The following is a 17,821-nucleotide window of genomic DNA, read 5'->3' as shown; positions in this document are numbered from 1 at the left end:
GCTCAGCGCCTGCGGCGCGTCCCGAACATCCCGCGGGTGATCTCCCGGCCCAGCGCGCTGGCCGCCGAGCGCAGGAACGACCTGACCACGGGCGAGGAGAACGCCTTCTCGACGAACCCGGGCTCGGGGCGCTCCTCGCGGGCGCGCGGCGCGGGGGCGTCGCCGGCCGGGGCGGGCGGCGGCGGGGTCTCGGCGATCCGCGCCGTCAGCTTCTCGTAGGCCGACTCGCGGTCGACCGTCGTGCCGTACTTGCCGAACAGCGGCGAGCCCTTGGCGGCCGCCGTGACGGCGTCCTCACCGATCGCCGCCATGAGCGAGCGGGGCGCGCGCACCCGCGACCACGCGACCGGCGTCGGGGCGCCCCGCTCCGACAGCACCGTGACGATCGCCTCGCCGGTGCCCAGCGACGTGAGCGCCTTCTCCATGTCGTAGTGCTCGGTCTTCGGGTAGGTGCGCACCGTCTTGCTCAGCGCCGTCTGGTCCTCCGGGGTGAAGGCGCGCAGGGCGTGCTGGATGCGGGCGCCGAGCTGGCTGAGCACCGCGTTGGGCACGTCGGTGGGCAGCTGTGTGCAGAAGAACACGCCGACACCCTTGGACCGGATGAGCTTCACGGTCTGCTCGATGCGCTCCAGGAACGCCTTCGACGCGTCGTTGAACAGCAGGTGCGCCTCGTCGAAGAAGAAGACGAGCTTGGGCTTGTCGAGGTCGCCCGCCTCGGGCAGCTCCTCGTACAGCTCGGCGAGCAGCCACATGAGGAACGTCGAGAACAGGCGCGGGTTGGCGGCCTGGTCGGCGAGCTCGAGCAGCGTGACGACGCCGCGGGGACCGTCGGGACCGTCGATCAGGCGGATCAGGTCGGACGGCTCGAACTCGGGCTCGCCGAAGAAGTCCTCCCCGCCCTGGGCCTCGAGGTTGACCAGCGCCCGCAGGATCACCCCGGCCGTGGCGGAGGAGACACCGCCGATGCCCTTGAGGTCGGCCCTGCCCTCGTCGGAGGTGAGGTGCTGGATGACCGCGCGGAGGTCCTTCGTGTCGAGCAGCGGCAGGCCCCGCTTGTCGGCCCAGTGGAAGATCAGGCCGAGCGTCGACTCCTGGGTGTCGTTGAGGTCGAGCACCTTGCTCAGCAGGATCGGCCCGAACTGCGTGATCGTGGCCCGGATCGGCACCGCGGAGCTCGACCCGCCCAGGCTGAGGAACTCGACGGGGTACGCGGTGGGCGTCCAGTCGTCGCCGGTGTCGTGCGCCCGCGAGTCGATCTTCGGGCCGGGCTCGCCGGGCCGCGACATCCCCGACAGGTCGCCCTTGACGTCGGCCAGCAGCACCGGGACGCCCGCGTTCGACAGCTGCTCGGCCAGACCCTGCAGGGTCTTGGTCTTGCCGGTGCCGGTGGCGCCCGCGACGAGGCCGTGCCGGTTGAGCGTGGCGAAAGGGATGCGCACGCGCGCCGTCGGGTCGACGACGCCGTCGACGACGACCGCCCCCAGCTCCAGCGCCGACCCCTCGGTGGCGTAGCCGGACGCGATCTCCTGTGATGCGGTGTCATTCCCCACGCGGCGAACCCTAGCGGTGCCCTCCGACAGCGGCGCCCGGGTGACGCCCGGCGACGCGCCGCGCGGCGTCCTGCCCCGTCGCCGCACGTCACCTAGGGTGGCGGGGTGAACGACCGTCTGGTGTGGATCGACTGCGAGATGACCGGGCTCGACCTGCAGCGCGACGCGCTGATCGAGATCGCCTGCCTGGTCACCGATGGTGAGCTCAACGTGCTCGGGGACGGCGTGGACGTCGTCATCCACGCCGACGAGTCGGCCCTCACCGGGATGCCCGACGTCGTCCGCGACATGCACGCGCGCTCGGGCCTGACCGAGGAGGTGCGGCGCTCCACCGTGACGCTGCGCGAGGCCGAGGAGCAGGTGCTGGCCTACGTCCGCGAGCACGTGCCCGACGTCCGCACCGCCCCGCTGGCCGGCAACTCCATCGGCACCGACCGCGGCTTCCTCGCCCGCGACATGCCCGAGCTCGACGCCCACCTGCACTACCGCCTCGTCGACGTCAGCTCGGTGAAGGAGCTGTGCCGCCGCTGGTTCCCGCGGGTGTTCTACGCGAAGCCGGAGAAGGGCCTCGCGCACCGCGCCCTGGCCGACATCGAGGAGTCGATCCGCGAGCTCGCCTACTACCGCGGCACCCTCTTCGTGCCCCAGCCCGGCCCGACCACCGAGGAGGCCCAGGCCGTCGCGGCCGCCCTCGCCCCCCGTGGTCAGGCGCCTGCGGCGCCGCGGTAGGGTGGACGAGTTGCCGGCCGCGGTCGGGAACGCATGGTGGGTGTAGCTCAGCTGGTAGAGCACCTGGTTGTGGTCCAGGGGGCCGCGGGTTCAAGTCCCGTCACTCACCCCATGCCGCGGGACCCCGCCGCACGGACACCGGATCGGACTTGTTAAGGTTCTCCGGCGCCGGGCGGTAGGGCGCGAGGCAGGCGCCGTTAGCTCAATTGGCAGAGCAGCTGGCTCTTAACCAGCGGGTTCGGGGTTCAAGTCCCTGACGGCGCACACGAAGTAGCAGGCCAGAGCTTTGTCGCTCTGGCCTGCTACACCTTCAGGAAGATCGAAGTCAGCGGAAACTCACCGCTAACCCTTCCTGGAGCTGATGCCCGATGGCTCGTCCACCTCTCGCGCTCGGTCATCATGGGATCGTGCACCTCACCCGCAAGGGCAAGGGCTGGGCGGCCCGCTGCCGCGTCCGGGACCTCGACGGCGTGACCCGGCAGATCGAGAAGCGCGGCACCTCCCGCGCAGCGGCGCAACGCGCCCTTCAGGACGAGCTACGCCAGCGCCACGGTCAGCGGGTCGAAGCGCTCCGGCCCTACTCCCGGTTCCGCGACGCGGCCGACATCTGGATGCTGAAGATCCGGGAACGGCGGGCCGACTCCACGTATGACCTCTACACGCCCTGGTTGAACAAGCTCGTCCTCCCCCAGCTCGGCGAGCTGCGCCTGGTCGAGTGCGACGTCGCCAACATCGACGCCTTCTTCTCGCGGCTCGAACGCGCCCGCCTCTCCGTCGTCCAGGAGGACGGCACGATCGTCGACAAGCCGCACTACGCCGCGGCGACCCGGCGCACGGTCCGCAGCGTCGTCTCCGGCGTCCTTCAGCAAGCCGTGCTGCACCAAGCGATCGCGACGAACCCAGTGCGCAACCTGGAGCGCATCGAGTCGGCCAAGGGCCACCAGGCGCTTCGCCGCGCGGGCTGACCCCGGAGGAACGGCGCCGGCTCTTCACCTACGTCGACACCGACCCGGTCTCGGTCGCCGCCGACCTCCCCGACCTGATCCGCTTCGCCATCGGCACCGGCTTGCGCATCGGCGAGCTGTGCGCGGTCCGGTGGCGGGACGTGAACCTGGAGGGCATCGCCGTCGTCAACGAGAACGCCATGCGCCTCGTGCCGGTCGTGGCCGTTCGCCAGAACGTCTACCCGGTGAAGGGCAAAGGCCTCGCTGTGCACGGCGGCAAGACCTCGATGGCGCTGCGCATCGTGCCGCTCCCGGAGTTCGTAGCCGACCGCCTACGACTGCGCCGATGCGGAGACGAACCGCTCGACCACCCGGTCTTCGCCTCCGCTGGCCGCGACGGTCGACCGACCTACCGGTGGCCCTCCACGCTGCGTCGCACCGTGCGGACCGTGCGAGCGCAGGTCGACCTGGACTGGATGACGCCACACGCCTGGCGCCGCACCTACGCCACGATCCTCGACGACGAGATGACCCTCACCGACCGCGCGAAGGCGGACCTCATGGGCCAGGCCAAGTTCCTGAAGGACGCCTACGTCAGCAGGGGCGAGCTGCACCCGCATGCAGCGATACTGCTGGACGCCGCGATCCGTTGATTGCAGGGCAGGCGTTGTTGCAGCATTCGCACGGATTACGACTCGATTGAGAATCGCCGAGTTCCACAGCACACGGGACCGACCGGCGTCCCGCAGACCGTCCGTCAGCGGCGGGACTACCCAGGTTCAGTTGACCCCAGCCCTGTGAGGACGCAGTCCGCACTGAAGGATCAGCATCGTGCCCAGGCCTTTCCTGTTGCAGTGGCCTGCCGGGTGCCCGGCGGCTCCAGGCAGGCCTTCTACCAGGGGTCGGCCGAACCAGTCAGCGACCGCGACTTCGACGACGCGCACTTGGCACGAACTCGAGATGAAGGTGTTCTCCTTTATTGGAGGCTTTGCTGACTATCCCCGCTCCCGTCTCCGGGTGCGCCACATCACTCCTGTGCGAGGTCGTTCAAGAGTAGGGCTTCTGCCAAGATGCCGCGTGTAAACATTTTCATATCGAGACTCTCGTCGATTCCGTGCCACCGGCTTGCGGGATCGCCAACGCCAGTGATCAGTAGAGGGGCGGCGGGAAACATGCTTGAAAACTCGGCTACAAACGGAATTGACCCGCCCATCCCCACCTCATGGACAACAGAGCCGAAAGCCTCACTCAAGGCGTTGCGAGCGATGTCATACGTAGTCCCGGAGGGCCGTATGATCGAAGGCGATCCGATCGAGCGCGGGTCAGTCCGCACGCGCGCGCCCCATGGGGCATTGGCCTGCAGATGTTCGGAAAGCTCACGATAGGCACTATGGGAGTCTCGGCCAGGAGCTGTCCGCAAGCTCACCAGAGCACGGGCACGGGGAACGAGTACATTTGCGGCCTCATCGACCGATGGAGCATCGATACCCAGGACAGTCGCTGCGGGCCCGTACCACAGGCGGTCGTTGATCGAGCCGCACCCGATCAGTTCGACTCCATCGAGCACGCCGTAGTTCGATCGGAAGTCGTGTTCGGTGTCCGCATCTGCAGAACGGGGGTCGGTGCCAACACAGTCAACTAGCAATCCCCGAACTGCGACCCTGCCTCGGTCGTCATGCAAGCTGCCGAGCATCCTGCAGAGAGCGGTCAGCGCGTCGGGCGCCACTCCGCCAGCCATTCCCGAGTGAACCGCCTGATCAAGTACCTCGATCTCGACGACGCAGTTGACGAGACCTCGAAGAGAAGTCGTCAGCGCCGGAGTATCGGTCGCGGGATTCGATCCGTCGGCAACCACTGCAGCGTCGGCGGTGAACAATGATTGATGGGAGATCATCAGGTCCCGAAGGGTGGGAGATCCTGACTCTTCTTCGCCTTCGACGAAAAGAGTCACCCCGATCGGCGGCTTTCCCGAGTAGGCGCGCAGTACGCTGAGATGCGTCATGATGCCAGCTTTGTCGTCCGCCGCCCCCCGGCCGTACAGTCGCCCATCACGGATCGTCGGCTCGAACGGTGGACTGGTCCAGATCCGGTGACTGCCCGCCGGCTGCACGTCGTGATGTGCGTACAGAAGAATTGTCGGCTGCCCGGCAGGTGCAGGCCATTGAGCGAGAACCGATGGCGCGCCGCCGGAAGCCTGGATGATCTGAACAGTCCTCGCGCCGGCGTCTCGAGCCATCGCGGCCACTGCATCAGCGCTTGTGTGCGTGTCGAGACGATGTGCCGGATCGGACCAGACGCTCGGGATGCGGATGAGTTGCTCGAGGTCGACGAGAGCTCGATCCAGTTCGCCTCGAACGGCGCGCAGGAGTGCTTCCCGACTTGACATTTCGTCAGGCTAACCCGTCGAGAGGCGGCACGTACTGGCATCTCCTACGATGTTGCCGGTCCATTCGTGAGATCTACCGATCGGCAGTGACTCGTCGACCATGTTCACGTGTTGCCGAGGCGCCGGGGGACGTCGTGAACTCCGACGGTCGCGGCGAGCAGCGTCCGAGCCTCCTGAGTTCCCGCACCTTCGGCGGCGAGGTGAGCCAGGGCCAGAGGAAGGACCGCGCCGCGGGCGGTGACGGTCTGGGCGTAGAGGCGCCCGGCGCGGTAGGACGAGCGCACGAGCGGGCCGGCCATGACCCCGGCGAAGCCCATCTCCTTGGCGGCCTCGGAGTGCTCGACGAACTCCTCGGGCTTGACCCAGCGCTCCACCGGGTGGTGCCGGGCGGAGGGCCGCAGGTACTGGGTGATGGTGATGATCTCGCAGCCGGCCTCGTGCAGGTCGCGCAGCGCGGACACGACCTCCTCGGGGGTCTCGCCCATGCCCAGGATGAGGTTGGACTTGGTGACCAGCCCGGCCGCACGGGCCTTGGTGATGACCTCGAGGGAACGGTCGTAGCGGAACGCGGGGCGGATCCGCTTGAAGATCCGCGGGACGGTCTCGAGGTTGTGGGCCAGGACCTCGGGGCGGGCGGCGAAGACCTCGTCGAGCTGGGCGTCGATGGAGTTGAAGTCCGGGATCAGCAGCTCCACCCCGGTGCCGGGGTTGAGCTGGTGGATGAGCCGGACGGTCTCGGCGTAGAGCCAGGCGCCGCCGTCGGGCTGGTCGTCGCGGGCCACGCCGGTGACGGTGGAGTAGCGCAGCCCCATCTGGGCCACGGACTCGGCGACGCGGCGGGGCTCGTCGCGGTCCAGCTCGGCGGGGCGGCCGGTGTCGATCTGGCAGAAGTCGCAGCGCCGGGTGCACTGCTCGCCGCCGATGAGGAAGGTGGCCTCGCGGTCCTCCCAGCACTCGTAGATGTTGGGGCAGCCGGCCTCCTCGCACACGGTGTGCAGGCCACCGGAGCGCACCAGCGCCTTGAGCTCGGTGTACTGGGGTCCGGTCTTCGCCTTGGTCCTGATCCACGCGGGCTTGCGCTCGATGGGGGTCTCGCTGTTGCGGACCTCGAGACGGAGCAGCTTCCGACCCTCGGGTGCGATCGTCATGACACTCTCCTGGCGGCGGGTGGGCACGTATCTCGGAGAACATCGGTGCGGCGACCGGAATGGCTGACGATCGCGCGCAGGAAGATGTCCGCAGCGCGGTGCCGGATCCCGGTGCCAGACACCAGGAATTGGGACTTGTCCCGGATCGGGTCCGTCCTGAACGGTCGAATTCGAGCCGCAGGATGCCTCACGAGCGCGCTCACCGTAGCACTCAGCGTGCGGTGGCCAATGGCGTCACCTACGGCCTGTCACGAGGTGGCGGGCCACGGGCGCTGCGGAACCGGTGCCGCGCCGGCCTTCCGCAACCCCTGTGAGCTGCGGTGATGCGCGAGGGGGAGCGATCACTCGGAGATTGACACTTGCCACGGTCGTCGGGGATGTGCGTATAGTTCGCGTCCACAACTCCATACGCCGCTCGAATCCCAGCGGGAGATCTGGTTCATTCCAGAGCCGTAGGAGCAATCCTCCCCGGAAATCTCTCAGGCCGCCGTACCGCTGGGGCGAGGCAACTCTGGAAAGCGCTTCTCCGGTCCTCCGGAGAGCCACCGACGGGGCAAGCGGAGCGATCCGCGGAATCTCTCAGGTCTGAAGACAGAGCGGGGAGACGGTGTCACCACAGGTGTCATCTGTCCCCCCGACCTCGGAGCGAGCGCATGACGATCTTCGCCGACCGGCACATCGGTCCCGACCACGACGACGAGCAGAAGATGCTCGAGATCGTCGGCCATCCTGATCTCACGTCGCTCATCGAGGCCGCCGTGCCGCAGGGGATCCGGGCGGCGGAGCCGCTGAACCTACCTGCCGCGCTGAGCGAGCAGGACGCACTCACCGCGCTCGAGGACATCGCTGGGCGCAACCGGACGATGGTGCAGATGATCGGTCTGGGCTACCACGACACGATCACACCACCTGTCCTGCGTCGCAACATGCTGGAGTCACCGGCCTGGTACACGGCGTACACGCCGTACCAGCCGGAGATCTCGCAGGGCCGACTGGAGGCGCTGCTGACCTTTCAGACGATGGTCGAGGACCTCACGGACCTCCCGGTGGCGGGGGCGTCGCTGCTCGACGAGGCCACCGCCGTCGTCGAGGCGGTGCTGCTCATGGCCCGGGCGAACAAGGCAGCTCCGGCGGGCGCGCGCGTCGTCCTCGACTCCGAGTGCCTCCCCCAGACGCTGGCCGTGCTGCACCGCAGGGCCGAGCCACTGGGCCTCCCGATCGACGTCGTCGACCTCTCGGCGCCGGGGGCCGTCGCGGCGCTCGACGAGGGCGACGTGCTCGGGATCGTGCTGCAGGCGCCCGGCGCCTCGGGAACGGTGCGCGACCTCCGCCCGATCATCTCGGCGGCGCGGGCCCGGGGCGCACTCGTGACCGTGGCGGCCGACCTGTTGTCGCTCGCTCTGCTCGCACCGCCCGGGCAGCTGGGCGCGGACATCGCGGTCGGCTCGAGCCAACGCTTCGGCGTGCCGCTGTTCTTCGGTGGCCCGCACGCGGCGTACATGTCCGTCCGCAGTGGGCTCGAGCGCCTGCTGCCCGGCCGGCTGGTGGGTGTGTCGCGCGACGCCACCGGCCGTCCCGGCTACCGCCTGGCGCTGCAGACCCGTGAGCAGCACATCCGGCGGGAGAAGGCGACCAGCAACATCTGCACGGCGCAGGCGCTGCTCGCCAACGTCGCGGCGATGTACGCGGTCCATCACGGCCCCGCGGGGCTGCGGCAGATCGCCGAGCGTGTTCACGCGCACGCGGCCGGTCTCGCTGCAGGCCTGCGGGCGTCGGGCATCGAGGTCGTGCACAGCGCGTTCTTCGACACGGTCCTCGCGCGGGTACCCGGGCGGGCCGACGCGGTCGTCGAAGCGGCCGCCGGGGACGGCATCAACCTGCGGCGCGTCGACCCCGACCACGTCGCCGCCGCGTGTGACGAGGTCACCACCGCCCCGATCGTCGCCCGGGTGCTCGCCGCCTTCGGCGCGACCCCGGTGGCCGGGCCGCCGTCGAGCGCCCTGCCCGCCGGCCTGCGACGCACCGGACCCTATTTGTCGCACCCGGTCTTCTCGGCTCACCGCTCCGAGACGTCGATGCTGCGCTACGTGCGGTCGCTGTCCGACCGCGACCTCGCGCTCGACCGCACGATGATCCCGCTCGGCTCCTGCACCATGAAGCTGAACGCGACGGCGGAGATGGAGCCAATCAGGACGCCGGGCTTCGCCTCCCTGCACCCGTTCGCACCCGCGGACCAGACCCGCGGATACGCCGAGCTCACCGAGACGCTCGAGAACTGGCTCGCCGAGATCACCGGCTACGACTCGGTGTCGTTGCAGCCCAACGCCGGATCTCAGGGCGAGCTCGCCGGCCTGCTCGCCATCCGCGACTACCACCGCAGCCGTGGCGACATCCAGCGCACGGTCTGCGTCATCCCGTCGTCCGCGCACGGCACCAATGCGGCGTCGGCCGTACTGGCGGGGATGAGCGTCGTCGTCGTGGCCACCGCAGCCGACGGCAGCATCGAGCTCGACGACCTGCGCGCCAGGCTCGACGCCAACGGCGACCGAACTGCGGCGATCATGCTGACCTACCCGTCCACGCACGGGGTCTACGAGTCTGACGTGCGCACCGTGTGCGACCTCGTCCATGAGGCGGGCGGCCAGGTGTACATCGACGGCGCCAACCTCAACGCGCTGGTCGGGCTGGCCAGGCCGGGCGAGTTCGGCGGCGACGTGTCGCACCTCAACCTGCACAAGACGTTCTGCATCCCGCACGGCGGAGGTGGTCCCGGCGTCGGCCCTGTCGCGGTCCGCTCGCATCTGGCGCCGTTCCTGCCGGGCGACCCGCTGGAGTCGAAGGGCGCGCCGGTCTCCGCCGCCGCGTTCGGGTCCGCCGGCATCCTGCCGATCACCTATGCGTACATCGCGATGATGGGCCCGGACGGCCTGACCAGGGCGACCACCTCGGCGGTCCTCGCCGCGAACTACCTCGCCCGCCGCCTCCACGAGCACTATCCCGTGCTCTACACGGGTCCCGGCGGACTGGTCGCGCACGAGTGCATCCTCGATCTGCGCGCGATCACCCGGCAGACCGGCGTCACCGCCGAGGACGTCGCGAAGCGCCTGATCGACTACGGCTTCCACGCCCCGACCCTGTCGTTCCCCGTCGCGGGGACGCTCATGGTCGAGCCGACGGAGTCCGAGTCGCTCGCCGAGATCGACCGCTTCGTCCACGCGATGATCACGATCCGCGCCGAGATCGACCGCGTCAGCGACGGCACGTGGACACTCGAGGACAGCCCGCTGCGCAACGCCCCGCACACCGCCGATGTGCTGCTCGCCGACCGGTGGACCCGGCCCTACTCGCGCGAGCAGGCGGCGTTCCCGGTCCCGGAGCTGCGCCGGACGAAGTACTGGCCGCCCGTCGGCCGCATCGACGGCGCTCACGGTGACCGCAACCTCGTCTGCTCCTGCCCCCCGCCCGAAGCCTTCGCCACCCCGGACGCGACCCTCCAGGAGCTGTCATGACGTCGATCCAGGAGCTCGTCCGCACCCCGCTCGACGCCGAGCACGAGCGCCTGGGCGCGACGTTCACCGACTTCGCGGGCTGGCGCATGCCGGTCCGCTACGACAGCGAGCTGGCCGAGCACCACTCGGTGCGGCGCTCCGCCGGCCTGTTCGACCTGTCGCACATGGGTGAGATCGAGTACGCCGGGCCCCAGGCCGCCGATGCACTCGACCACGCGCTGGCCGGAGCCCTGTCGAAGGTCGAGGTGGGGCGTGCGAAGTACTCGCTGCTGTGCGCGCCCGACGGCGGCGTGCTCGACGACCTCGTCGTCTACCGCCTTGCCGACGACAGGTTCCTCGTCGTCGTCAACGCGTCCAACGCGGCGCAGGACGCGGACGAGCTGATCCGCCGCGCCGAGGGCTTCGACGTAGCGGTCACCGACCGCTCCGCAGCCACCGCGCTGATCGCCGTGCAGGGCCCGCGCTCACCCGACGTGCTGCGCAACGCAGAGCCCGGCGTCGCGACGCTCCTCGACGGGCTGCGCTACTACGCATCGGCACAGGCGACCGTCGCCGGGATCGACGTGCTGCTGGCGCGGACCGGCTACACCGGCGAGGACGGATTCGAGCTCTACGTGCCGAACGCACAGGCGCCCGCGCTGTGGAGCGCCCTGCTCGACAGCGGTGAGCCGTTCGACCTCCGCCCCACCGGCCTCGCGTGTCGCGACACCCTCCGCATGGAGGCCGGCATGGCCCTCTACGGCCACGAGCTGACCGCCGGGACGAATCCGTTCGCCGCCGGACTGCGCCGCGTCGTCGCCCTCGACAAGCAGTTCGTCGGTCACGACGCTCTCGCTGTCCTGGCCTCCGAGGAGACCCCGCGAGTACTCGTCGGTCTCAGGGGTACCGGCCGCCGGGCGGGACGCGCGGGAGCCACCGTCCTCGGACCCGACGATGCGGTCGTCGGGGTGGTCAGCTCGGGGGTCCTGTCGCCCACCCTGGGGATGCCGATCGCGCTGGCCTTCGTCGACCGCGCGCTCGCGGAGCCCGGCACGGAGCTCCTCGTCGACGTCCGCGGCCGCAGCCAGCCCTACGCCGTCGCTGCCCTGCCCTTCTACCAGCGCGCTTGACCCGCCGTGCACCGTCCCGAGAGGACCTCCGATGACCGCTGTCCACATTCCCGATGACCTGAGCTACACCACCGATCACGAGTGGATCGACGTCGCTCCGGGCTCGTCCCCGTCCGGGGGCGGGGTCCGCGTCGGACTGTCCGCCGTGGCGACCGAGGCCCTCGGCGAGATCGTGTTCGTCGACCTGCCTGCGGTCGGCACCGATCTGACCGCGGGTGAGGTGTGCGGCGAGATCGAGTCGACCAAGTCGGTCTCCGAACTGGTCAGCCCGGCGAGCGGCACCGTCGTCTCGATCAACGAGGCGCTCGGGGACGACCCCGCCCTCGTGGGCGAGGACCCGTACGGCGAGGGCTGGCTGTTCACCATCGAGATCGCGGCGCTGGGCGAGGTCCTCGACGCCTCCGGCTACCGCGCCGCGAACGAGGGATGACCGACGTGTCCGAGGATCTTCTCGACCAGCCGCTCGCCGCGTTCGACCCCGAGGTCCACGAGCTGATCGGCCGGGAGCTCGCCCGTCAGCAGGACGGGCTGGAGATGATCGCATCGGAGAACCACGCGCCGCTCGCCGTCATGCAGGCCCAGGGCTCGGTCCTGACCAACAAGTACGCCGAGGGCTACCCGGGCCGCCGGTACTACGGCGGTTGCGAGTTCGTCGACGAGATCGAGTCTCTCGCCATCGAGCGGATCAGGGCACTGTTCGGCGCCGAGTTCGCCAACGTGCAGCCGCACTCGGGGGCGCAGGCGAACGCCGCGGCGATGCAGGCGCTGATCCGGCCGCGCGACACCATCCTCGGGCTCTCGCTGGCCCACGGCGGACACCTGACGCACGGGATGCGGCTCAACTTCTCCGGTCTGCTGTACGACGTGGCCACCTACGAGGTCTCGCCGGACGACCACCGCGTCGACATGGACGAGGTTGCCCGGGTGGCCAAGGAGCACCAGCCGAAGCTGATCATCGCGGGCTGGTCGGCCTACCCGCGGCACCTGGACTTCGCGCGGTTCCGCCAGATCGCCGACGAGGTCGGCGCGTACCTGATGGTCGACATGGCGCACTTCGCCGGTCTCGTCGCCGCGGGGCTGCACCCCTCCCCCGTGCCGCACGCGCACGTCACGACCTCGACCACGCACAAGACCCTGGGCGGCCCGCGCGGCGGCATCATCCTGACGAACGACCCGTCCCTCGCCAAGAAGATCAACTCGGCGGTGTTCCCCGGACAGCAGGGCGGACCGCTGGAGCACGTGATCGCGGCGAAGGCCGCGGCGTTCAAGATGGCGGCACAGCCCGGGTTCACCGAGCGCCAGCAGAGGACCCTCGACGGTGCCCGCATCCTCGCCGACCGGTTGACCGGTCCCGACGTCGCCGCAGCGGGGATCGGCGTCGTCAGCGGCGGCACCGACGTGCACCTGGTGCTCGTCGACCTCGGTGCGCACGGCATGGACGGCAAGCAGGCGGAGGACCGCCTCGCCGCCGTCGACATCACGGTCAACCGCAACGCGGTGCCGTTCGACACGCGTCCGCCGATGGTGACCTCCGGCCTGCGGATCGGCACAGCGGCGCTGGCCACCCGAGGCTTCGGCACCGCGTCGTTCACCGACGTGGCGGACGTGATCGCCCGGGCACTGACGCAGCCCGCCGACCTGCCCCCGCACGACCCCGCGATCGTCGCGCTGCGCGACGAGGTGCGGGCACTGGCCCGGAGGCATCCCCTCTACGCCGGGCTGGGCTGATCTCGTGACGGTCAGCGTGTTCGACCTGTTCTCCATCGGCATCGGGCCGTCGAGCTCGCACACCGTCGGGCCCATGCGGGCCGGTGCCCGCTTCGCCGACGAGCTGCGCGTGGACGGCCTGCTCGGGACGGTCTCGGCGCTCGACGTGACGCTCTACGGTTCGCTCGCGGCCACCGGTGCAGGACACGGCACACTGCCGGCCGTGCTGCTCGGGCTGGAGGGGCACCACCCGGAGCTGGTCACTGCCGACGACGTTCGAGGCCGCACCGCGGAGATCGCCGTCGGCGGGTGCATCCGGCTCGGCGGGTCCCAGGAGGTGCCGCAGCGGGTCGAGGACATCGTCCTGCGTCCCCGCACCGTCCTGCCTGAGCATCCGAACGGCATGACCTTCGCAGCGCGGAGCGCGGACGGGGTGACCCTGCGCGAGCGGACCTACTTCTCGGTGGGCGGCGGGTTCGTCATCACGCGCGGCGAGACCGGTGACGGCGCGGACCAGAAAGGCACAGTCGCACCTTTCGGGACGAGTGCGGAGCTGCTGCGGCGTTGCTCCGAGTCCAGCACCTCGATGAGCGCGGTGATGCTCTCCTTCGAGGCCGGCTTCCGCCCCGTGGTCGAGGTGCGCAGGAAACTGCTCGAGATCCGCGACGTCATGTGGGACTGCGTGGCGCGCGGCACCGAGATCGCCGGCGAGCTCCCCGGCGGACTCCGGGTGCGACGGCGGGCCCGCGCGTGGCACGAGCGGCTGCGGACCGAAGACCCCGACCGCGACCACGGACACGCGCTGGACTGGGTCAACCTCGTCGCGTTGGCGGTGAACGAGGAGAACGCCGCAGGCGGACGGATCGTCACCGCACCGACCAACGGCGCCGCCGGCATCGTCCCGGCCGTGCTGCACTACGCGACGCACTACACCCCGTTCGGCGCGTGCGACCCCGACGAGGTAGCCGTCCGCTTCCTGCTCACCGCGGGTGCCGTCGGATCGCTGTACAAGGAGCTGGCGTCGATCTCCGGGGCGGAGGTCGGCTGTCAGGGCGAGGTGGGCTCGGCATCGTCGATGGCGGCCGCGGGGCTCGCCGAGGTCCTAGGCGGCACCCCCGAGCAGGTGGAGAACGCCGCCGAGATCGCGATGGAACACAGTCTCGGCCTCACCTGCGACCCCATCGGCGGACTCGTGCAGATCCCCTGCATCGAGCGCAACGCGATCTCGGCGGGCAAGGCGGTCAACGCCGCCCGCATGGCACTGCGAGGCGACGGCAGCCACCGGGTCTCGCTCGACCAGGTCATCACCACGATGCGCGAGACCGGCCGCGACATGAGCGACAAGTACAAGGAGACGTCCCGGGGCGGGCTGGCGCTCACCATCCCCGTGAACGTCGTCGAGTGCTGAGCTCACAGGCCGGACCCGGCCACGCGGCGAAGGTGCACACAGCGCCCTGATCCTCGGTTGCCGAGTCCGTCACGCCGAGCGCCGCCGGCCTCGTCGATTCACCCCACAACCGGACCGTGCAGGGCTTCGGCCAGCTCGACGAAGGTCGCCCATTCGGCCAGCAGCGCCACGAACTCCGGCGTGCTGCCCACGGCGCGGTACTCCTCGATGTCGGTCACCTCGATGACCTCGAGGTAGGCGATCGACGGGGTACCCGTCCCGTCGAGCGTGCCGTCGATGCGCGTCACGTCGTAGCTCAGGATGGCCGGACTGGCTCGTGCGATCGGGTAGTCGGTCCGGCGGATCCACTCCTCGTAGTCGGCGGGGTCGACTCCGGGGAGCAGTCGGTTCAGGAAGTAGACGCGGTGGGTCACAGATCCTCCTCGGGTGGGGATGGTCGGCTCAGAGCCGGGGAAGCACCTCTCGCGCGGCCAGCGTGGCGATGCGCTCGGCCTCGGACGCGGGGAACAGCCAGAGGCCGATGGAGTCGGAGCCGGCGTCGAGCAGCGCGCGGAGCTTCTCGGCGCACTCGTCCGGGTCGCCGGCCACCGCGAGGTCGGACACCCAGCTCTCCGGCATCGCGTCGGCCAGCCCGGCCGGGCCGACCTCCGCGAGCAGCGCCATCAGCTCCTCCTGGATGCCGTACGTGCTCGACAGCGCGTTGTCGGGCATGGCGGCGAGGTAGAAGGCGACGGACTCGCGCACCGCGCGCCTGGCGACCGCGCCGTCGTGGTCGACGGAGAACAACGCGTAGGTCACGAGTCGGTGCGGCTCGGTGCGCGCTGCCTTCCGCGCACCGGCTTCGACGTGTGTCCGCGCCCACCGCACGTACTGCGTGCTGGACAAGGTCGACAGCACCGTGCCGTCGGCGATCTCACCCGACAGCCGCAGACCCTTCTCGTTGACCACGCCGGTGTAGAGCGGCACCCGGGTCGCGGTGGGATGCGCGAGCGCGACGGCATCGAACCGGAAGTGACCGTCCTCGGTGACCTCCTCGCCGTCACACAACCTGCGCACGGCGCCCACGCACTGTCGCAGCGCCGCCAGCGCCTTCGCGGGCCTGAGGCCCATCTGGTCGAGCCACGCCGGGACACCGTGCCCGATCCCCCCGTAGATGCGGCCGGGGAACAGGACGTCGAGGGTGGCGAGCTCCATTGCGAGGATCGCCGGGTGTCGGGCGTGCGCCGAGACGATGCCGAGACCGAGGGGCAGCCGGCTGGTCGCAGCGAGCGCAGCGGCGGCGCCGGAGAACCCGCCGGAGAAGAAGCAGTCCTCGGAGAACCACAGCTCCCCGAAACCCAGCTCCTCCGCGGTCCTGGCCATCGCGACGATGTCGCCCGGGGGCATGTGACTGCCGAGCACGAGGCCGACGGGCGAGCCCGCGCTCGGGTCGGTCACGACCGAACCTGTCGGGTGGATGGTGCAGGACGGGACTCGATCACGGTATCTCCCAGGTGACGTCGTCGGAGTCGGTGGAGCCGACGGTAGAGCGACCGCGCGGCGGCGGCCTAGGCGGATTCGCCGAGTTGTGACCGGCAGTTGTGCAGGATGTCGAAGCAGGCCCGGACCATCCCCGACCCCCGCCGATCGGAGGTTGTGCACGAATTCCGGCGAATCTTCTGGCGGTGAGCACAGAAGGATCCTGGTTCGCGCTCCCTATCGTCATCGATCTGGCGCCGCCGAATCCGGTGCGCCTCCGGCTCGATGACGGGGTGGCCATGCGCATCGGCATTGATGTGGGCGGGACGAACACGGACGCCGTGCTCGTCGACGGCACGATGGTCGTCGCGGAGACCAAGAGCGCGACCACCGAGGACGTGACGTCCGGCATCGCGGCCGCGCTGGCGGCGCTGCAAGCCGCGGCGCCGCACCGGCCTTCCTCGATCCAGGGTGTCATGATCGGGACGACGCACTTCATCAACGCCATCGTGCAGGGCCGCGACCTCGCCCCCACCGCCGCGATCCGGCTCGGGTTGCCGGCCACGCGGGCGCTGCCGCCGATGTCGGGGTGGCCGGCGCGGCTGGTGCAGGCCGTCCGCGGCCGCAGCTACCTCTGCCACGGTGGTCACGAGATCGACGGGCGGACGATCGCCCCGCTGCGCCGCGAGGAGCTCGTACGGGCTGCGGAGGACATCCTCTCCAACGGCGTACGTGCCGTCGCGGTGTCGTCCGTGTACTCCCCCGTCAACGCCGAGTGCGAGCTGGAGGCCGCCGAGATCCTCGGTCCACTGCTCCCGCACGTGTCGATCAGCTTGTCGCACCGGATCGGGCGGATGGGTCTCCTGGAACGCGAGAACGCGACCATCGTCAACGCGAGTCTCGGCGAACTCGCCGGGCGGATCTGCGCCGGTCTGGCAGCCACGGTGGCGGCGGCCGGGATCGACGCACCGCTGTTCCTGAGCCAGAACGACGGGACCCTCATGGACGTCGAGCACGCGCGGCACTTCCCGGTCGCGACGTTTGCCTCCGGTCCCACGAACTCGATGCGCGGCGCCGCGTTCCTGTCCGGTCTCCACGACTGCGCGGTGGTCGACGTCGGCGGGACGACCACCGACGTGGGGATGCTCCGCAACGGCTTCCCCCGCGAGGCGAGCACGGAGATTAGCGTCGGCGGGATCCGCACGAACTTCCGCATGCCGGACGTGCTGTCGATCGGGCTCGGTGGCGGCAGCCGCGTGCACTCGGACCCCCTGCGCATCGGGCCCGACAGCGTCGGGTACCGGCTCACCCAGGAGTCGCTGGTCTTCGGCGGCGACACGTTGACCTGTACGGACGTGGCGGTGGCCGCCGGCATCGCCGACATCGGCGATGCCGGTCTCGTCCGTGGTCTCGCCCCCGCGTTGGTAGCCGCCGTCCGAGCCCGGATAGCCGAGCAGATCGGGTCGGTGGTCGATCGTGTCCGCACCGCCGACGAGGCCACCCCGGTCGTCGCGGTCGGCGGTGGCAGCATCCTCGTCCCCGAGGTGCTACCCGGCGTCGGACTGGTGCACCGGCCCGCCCACCACGCCACGGCCAACGCGATCGGTGCCGCGATCGCCCAGGTGGGCGGCGAGGTGGACCGGATGTACTCGGTGGGTCCCGGCCAGCGGCACCGACTGCTCGACGAGGCCAAGCAGGAGGCCGTCGACAAGGCCGTCGCCGCCGGCGCCGAGCCGAACTCCGTGCAGATCGTGGACGTCGACGAGGTACCGCTGGCCTACCTGCCCGGCAACGCCACCCGGATCCGCGTGAAGGCCGCCGGCGACCTCGCCCTGGCCCCCTGACGAGTTCTCGAACGCTCCCTCATCACCCC

At 70.2% G+C, this 17,821-nt stretch carries 14 protein-coding genes, 2 tRNA genes and 2 riboswitches; of the genes, 11 read left to right on the top strand and 5 right to left on the bottom strand.

Translation table 11 applies throughout. The features are described 5' to 3' along the window. Positions 1-2: 2 nt before the first annotated feature. Positions 3-1,550, bottom strand: a complete 1,548-nt coding sequence (locus I4I82_RS21890; protein ID WP_218593942.1) for a helicase HerA-like domain-containing protein — start codon at positions 1,548-1,550, stop codon at positions 3-5. Between the two features lie 105 nt (positions 1,551-1,655). On the opposite strand from I4I82_RS21890, the gene orn reads away from it, so the two are divergent. The 5 genes from orn (at position 1,656) to I4I82_RS21865 (ending at position 3,876) form a co-directional block, all read left to right on the top strand. Continuing rightward, entirely contained in the window at positions 1,656-2,279 is a 624-nt protein-coding gene (gene orn / locus I4I82_RS21885) for an oligoribonuclease (protein WP_218593943.1), read from the top strand. A gap of 36 nt (positions 2,280-2,315) precedes the next feature. After that, positions 2,316-2,391, top strand: a tRNA-His gene (locus tag I4I82_RS21880). Between the two features lie 79 nt (positions 2,392-2,470). Next, positions 2,471-2,543 (top strand) — tRNA-Lys (locus I4I82_RS21875). Between the two features lie 143 nt (positions 2,544-2,686). Beyond that, positions 2,687-3,244, top strand: coding sequence for a site-specific integrase (locus I4I82_RS21870; RefSeq protein ID WP_225920645.1), 558 nt, complete (start codon positions 2,687-2,689; stop codon positions 3,242-3,244). Then, positions 3,241-3,876, top strand: coding sequence for a tyrosine-type recombinase/integrase (locus tag I4I82_RS21865; protein ID WP_225922057.1), 636 nt, complete (start codon positions 3,241-3,243; stop codon positions 3,874-3,876). Before I4I82_RS21870 ends, I4I82_RS21865 begins: the two co-directional genes overlap by 4 nt. 374 nt (positions 3,877-4,250) lie before the next feature. Here I4I82_RS21865 and I4I82_RS21860 read toward each other — a convergent pair whose 3' ends face one another. Then, the gene (locus I4I82_RS21860) at positions 4,251-5,609 is read right to left on the bottom strand and encodes a dipeptidase (RefSeq protein ID WP_218593945.1); all 1,359 of its coding nucleotides are present in this window, start codon (positions 5,607-5,609) and stop codon (positions 4,251-4,253) included. 104 nt (positions 5,610-5,713) lie between these two features. Continuing rightward, positions 5,714-6,757 (bottom strand): lipoyl synthase, encoded by a 1,044-nt coding sequence (gene lipA / locus I4I82_RS21855; RefSeq protein ID WP_218595974.1) that lies wholly within the window; start codon positions 6,755-6,757, stop codon positions 5,714-5,716. A 416-nt stretch (positions 6,758-7,173) separates the two neighbouring features. Continuing rightward, positions 7,174-7,262: riboswitch (glycine riboswitch) on the top strand. Continuing rightward, positions 7,263-7,362, top strand: a riboswitch (glycine riboswitch). It abuts the riboswitch before it with no gap. A 48-nt stretch (positions 7,363-7,410) separates the two neighbouring features. On the opposite strand from lipA, the gene gcvP reads away from it, so the two are divergent. The 5 genes from gcvP to I4I82_RS21830 are packed head-to-tail and all read left to right on the top strand — an operon-like array spanning position 7,411 to position 14,490. Then, entirely contained in the window at positions 7,411-10,266 is a 2,856-nt protein-coding gene (gene gcvP / locus I4I82_RS21850; RefSeq protein WP_218590356.1) for an aminomethyl-transferring glycine dehydrogenase, read from the top strand. After that, a complete protein-coding gene (gcvT, locus tag I4I82_RS21845; RefSeq protein WP_218590355.1) occupies positions 10,263-11,375 on the top strand; it encodes a glycine cleavage system aminomethyltransferase GcvT in 1,113 nt (370 codons plus the stop codon). Before gcvP ends, gcvT begins: the two co-directional genes overlap by 4 nt. A gap of 31 nt (positions 11,376-11,406) precedes the next feature. After that, positions 11,407-11,805 (top strand): glycine cleavage system protein GcvH, encoded by a 399-nt coding sequence (gene gcvH / locus I4I82_RS21840; RefSeq protein ID WP_218590354.1) that lies wholly within the window; start codon positions 11,407-11,409, stop codon positions 11,803-11,805. Further along, positions 11,802-13,103 carry a serine hydroxymethyltransferase gene (gene glyA / locus I4I82_RS21835; RefSeq protein ID WP_218590353.1) on the top strand — a complete coding sequence of 434 codons (1,302 nt, stop codon included), beginning with the start codon at positions 11,802-11,804 and terminating at the stop codon, positions 13,101-13,103. Before gcvH ends, glyA begins: the two co-directional genes overlap by 4 nt. A gap of 4 nt (positions 13,104-13,107) precedes the next feature. Then, positions 13,108-14,490 (top strand): L-serine ammonia-lyase, encoded by a 1,383-nt coding sequence (locus I4I82_RS21830; RefSeq protein WP_218590352.1) that lies wholly within the window; start codon positions 13,108-13,110, stop codon positions 14,488-14,490. Between the two features lie 98 nt (positions 14,491-14,588). On the opposite strand, the gene I4I82_RS21825 is transcribed toward I4I82_RS21830, so the two are convergent. Beyond that, complete coding sequence (locus tag I4I82_RS21825; RefSeq protein WP_218590351.1) at positions 14,589-14,903, bottom strand: RedY/HapK family protein; 315 nt, start codon at positions 14,901-14,903, stop codon at positions 14,589-14,591. 28 nt (positions 14,904-14,931) lie between these two features. Then, complete coding sequence (locus tag I4I82_RS21820) at positions 14,932-15,927, bottom strand: LLM class flavin-dependent oxidoreductase (protein WP_218590350.1); 996 nt, start codon at positions 15,925-15,927, stop codon at positions 14,932-14,934. A gap of 320 nt (positions 15,928-16,247) precedes the next feature. Between I4I82_RS21820 and I4I82_RS21815 the strand changes: the two genes are divergently transcribed. Beyond that, positions 16,248-17,792, top strand: coding sequence for a hydantoinase/oxoprolinase N-terminal domain-containing protein (locus I4I82_RS21815; RefSeq protein WP_218590349.1), 1,545 nt, complete (start codon positions 16,248-16,250; stop codon positions 17,790-17,792). Positions 17,793-17,821: the final 29 nt, after the last annotated feature.

Origin of the sequence: Pseudonocardia oceani (assembly GCF_019263585.2) — a bacterium.
GTDB classification, from domain to species: domain Bacteria; phylum Actinomycetota; class Actinomycetes; order Mycobacteriales; family Pseudonocardiaceae; genus Pseudonocardia; species Pseudonocardia oceani.
Note: the sequence above shows the minus strand (reverse complement) of the source record. Positions and strands in the feature narration are given on the sequence as shown.